The sequence below is a fragment of the Sulfuricurvum sp. genome, from assembly GCF_049305995.1.
Classification (GTDB): Bacteria; Campylobacterota; Campylobacteria; order Campylobacterales; family Sulfurimonadaceae; genus Sulfuricurvum.
The window spans coordinates 1-3,176 of sequence record NZ_JBAQPS010000066.1 but is presented as its reverse complement, the minus strand read 5'-3'; the positions used below and the strand labels follow the sequence as shown (position 1 = coordinate 3,176).

3 protein-coding genes are annotated in these 3,176 nt (G+C 47.9%); 2 read left to right on the top strand and 1 reads right to left on the bottom strand.

Annotated features, from left to right (window positions below; all coding sequences use genetic code 11):
* The coding region (locus tag WA010_RS02260) for an SHOCT domain-containing protein (RefSeq protein ID WP_422555556.1) at window positions 1–189 on the top strand (189 nt) is incomplete at its 5' end.
* On the opposite strand, the gene ppsA is transcribed toward WA010_RS02260, so the two are convergent.
* Entirely contained in the window at window positions 175–2,574 is a 2,400-nt protein-coding gene (ppsA, locus tag WA010_RS02255; protein ID WP_422555555.1) for a phosphoenolpyruvate synthase, read from the bottom strand. The genes WA010_RS02260 and ppsA overlap by 15 nt on opposite strands.
* A gap of 70 nt (window positions 2,575–2,644) precedes the next feature.
* Between ppsA and WA010_RS02250 the strand changes: the two genes are divergently transcribed.
* Window positions 2,645–3,176, top strand: a 532-nt coding sequence (locus WA010_RS02250) for a cobalamin-dependent protein (protein ID WP_422555554.1), incomplete at its 3' end; no start/stop codon positions are given.

Here is a 3,176-nt window from a genome sequence, read left to right as displayed (position 1 = left end):
TTTTTACCGTTTCTCGGAGTTTTACTCTATCTGCTGATCGGACGAATGATGAAGCGTATCTCACCAAAAGAACATAACCAAGCGGATAGATACGATCATTTAACAAAACTAAAATCGCTTTTGGATGAAGGGATTTTGACACCCGAAGAGTACGAAGTGGAAAAAGAGAAGATACTAAACCGTTCGTAAACCTTCAAACGCACTCACCACCTGCCGCATTTTTAGCAACGAATCGGGATTGAGAGAGATCGAATCGATCCCCTCTTCAACTAAAAATCGGGTGATTTCAGGATAATCCGAGGGAGCTTGACCGCAGATTCCGATATATTTTCCCCGCTCTTTACACGCATGTATCGCCTGTGAGAGCATCCGTGTGACGGCAGGATTTCGCTCATCGAATACGGATGCGACCAAAGCACTGTCACGATCAACGCCGAGAGTAAGCTGAGTAAGATCATTAGAGCCGATACTGTAGCCGTCGAAAATTTCCAAAAATTGATCGGCGAGGATAACATTCGATGGGATTTCACACATCGCGTATATTTCCAGAGCATTTTCCCCTTGAACCAATCCCGCTTCGTTCATCACTGCGATCGCTCTGCGTCCCTCATCGGGTGTGCGGACAAACGGCAACATTACCTTCACATTATCCAGACCCATCTCATCACGTACTCTCTTCAGGGCTTCACACTCCCACTCAAACGCCTCTTTATACTCCGGTGAATAATAGCGGCTGGCTCCACGAAATCCAATCATCGGATTCTCTTCATCATTTTCATATGCCGCGCCACCGACCATGTGCTTGTATTCATTCGATTTAAAATCACTGGTGCGAACGATGACGGGACGTGGATAAAACGCCGCCGCAATCATCCCGACCCCTTCGGCTATTTTATCAATGAAAAAGCGCTTGGGATCATCGTATCCCCGCATCGCTTTTCGCACCCCTTTGAGTTCTTTTATCACTTTGCCTTGCGCTAGTTCCACCAGTGCCATCGGATGTGCCGCGACATAATGGGTGATGATAAACTCCATCCGAGCCAGCCCTACCCCATCATTCGGCAGACGTGCCACTCGAAAGGCGATATCGGGATTTCCCACATTCATATAAAGTTTAGTTTTGGTCGGAGCGAGTGACCCTAGATCGATCCTACTGATCTCATAACCCACGATCCCCGCATACACACGCCCGCTCTCGCCGTCTGCACAGCTCGCCGTCACTTCATCCCCATCGTGGAGTAGATCGGTCGCATTCACCGTTCCGACGATGGCAGGAACACCGATCTCACGCGCAACGATGGCGGCATGACACGTTCGTCCTCCACGGTTGGTAATAACCGCCGAAGCTTTTTTCATAATCGGTTCCCAATCAGGATCGGTAATGTCGGCCACCAAAACATCTCCGATATTAAACTGCTCCCCCTCATGTGGAGAGTGGATGATTTTAACCCTGCCTAATCCGATTTTCTCTCCAATCGCTTTACCACTGAGAAGCACTTTGGCATCGGTTTGGTTTAAATGGTATTGTTCCAAAGTGTTTGTATTTAGTTTTTGGCTTTGTACCGTCTCGGGACGGGCTTGAACGATGAACAGTTCTCCGCTAAGACCGTCTTTCGCCCACTCGATATCCATCGGACGGTAGACTCCCGCTTTTGTACTGTAATGCTCTTCGATGGTGAGGGCATAGCGTGCCAATGTCGCCACCTCCTCATCGTTAATCGAGAAATGATCTTGCCGCTCTTTAGGGGTAGAGAGATTCATCGTGTGATGACGCTCATCGTAGGTCATTGTAAGTGCTTTAGAACCGAGCTGCCGTTTTAGAATCGTCGTTTTGCCCTCACGCAATGTCGGTTTAAACACATAAAATTCATCGGGGTTCACCCGTCCGCCGACGATGTTCTCCCCCAGCCCGTAAATCGAATTGATAAGGATCAGATTCTCCGAACCGTTCTCGGTATCGATCGTAAACATCACCCCGCTAGATGCAAGATCACTCCGCACCATTTTCTGAACCGTCACCGAAAGTGCCACCGCAAAATGATCGTACTCTCTGCTGTGACGATAGCTGATCGCCCTGTCGGTAAAGAGCGATGCAAAACACCGTTTGACGTGCTCAATCAGCATTGTCTCTCCGCGTACGTTGAGATAACTCTCCTGCTGACCCGCGAAACTCGCATCGGGGAGATCTTCAGCAGTTGCGGAGGAACGAACCGCTACATCGACGGAGTTCATAACGTATTGCAGTTCCATCATTCGGTAGCTCTCGGCAATCTCTGCTTTAAGAACTTCTGGTATCTCTCCCGTAAGCATCAAAGAGCGAATAGCATCTCCGCATCGGTTCAGAGACTCAATATTACTTAAATCTACCCCTTCGAAGAAAGCTCTTATTTTAGGTTCAAAATGGTTGTGTTGGATAAAGAGACGATACCCATCAGCGGTCACAGCAAACCCCTCAGGTACTTTTACCCCCAGTGGTTTGAGTGAGCTAATCATCTCTCCTAATGAAGCATTTTTACCTCCGACAAGAGCAATATCCTCAATCCCCAATGAATCCAGAGTGCGAATATAATCCATAAAAACTCCTTTAGAAACAACACATTAGGATAGAATACCATACTATTTTTAATATCGCATCGGAAATTTTATGACACCTATCGTGCTCACCACTCTCAATGCCCGCTACGCCCACACTGCCTTGGGGCTTCGGTATCTTTATGCCAATATGGGTGAGCTGCAACCGATGACAAAAATCATCGAATTTACGATGAATGAGCAAATACAGAGTATTGCTGAAGATTTATTAAAACACTCTCCCCGTATTATCGGAATCGGAGTCTATATTTGGAACGCGTCACAGTGTTCAGAACTAATTCAAACCCTCAAAAAAGTCTCTCCTCAAACCGTTATCGTCCTCGGCGGGCCCGAAGCGGGACATCTGCCGCATCGTGTCGATCTTAGCCATGCCGATTACATCATCAGCGGCGAGGGGGAAGTGGCGTTTTATGAGTTGTGTAAGGAGTTACTAAACCCCGACTCTCCCGTCATCCTCGGGCTTGACCCGGGGATCCATCCCCAAGAAAAAAGCTGGATTCCCGCCTACGCGGGAATGACGAAAACCAAACCTCATTTTATCAAAGCCACTCTCCCCGATCTCAAATCGATTCACCTCCCCTACA

Excerpts from the sequence above, each read along its gene's own strand:
- ppsA (WP_422555555.1), bottom strand. The coding sequence starts at position 2,574 with ATGGATTATATTCGCACTCTGGATTCATTGGGGATTGAGGATATTGCT.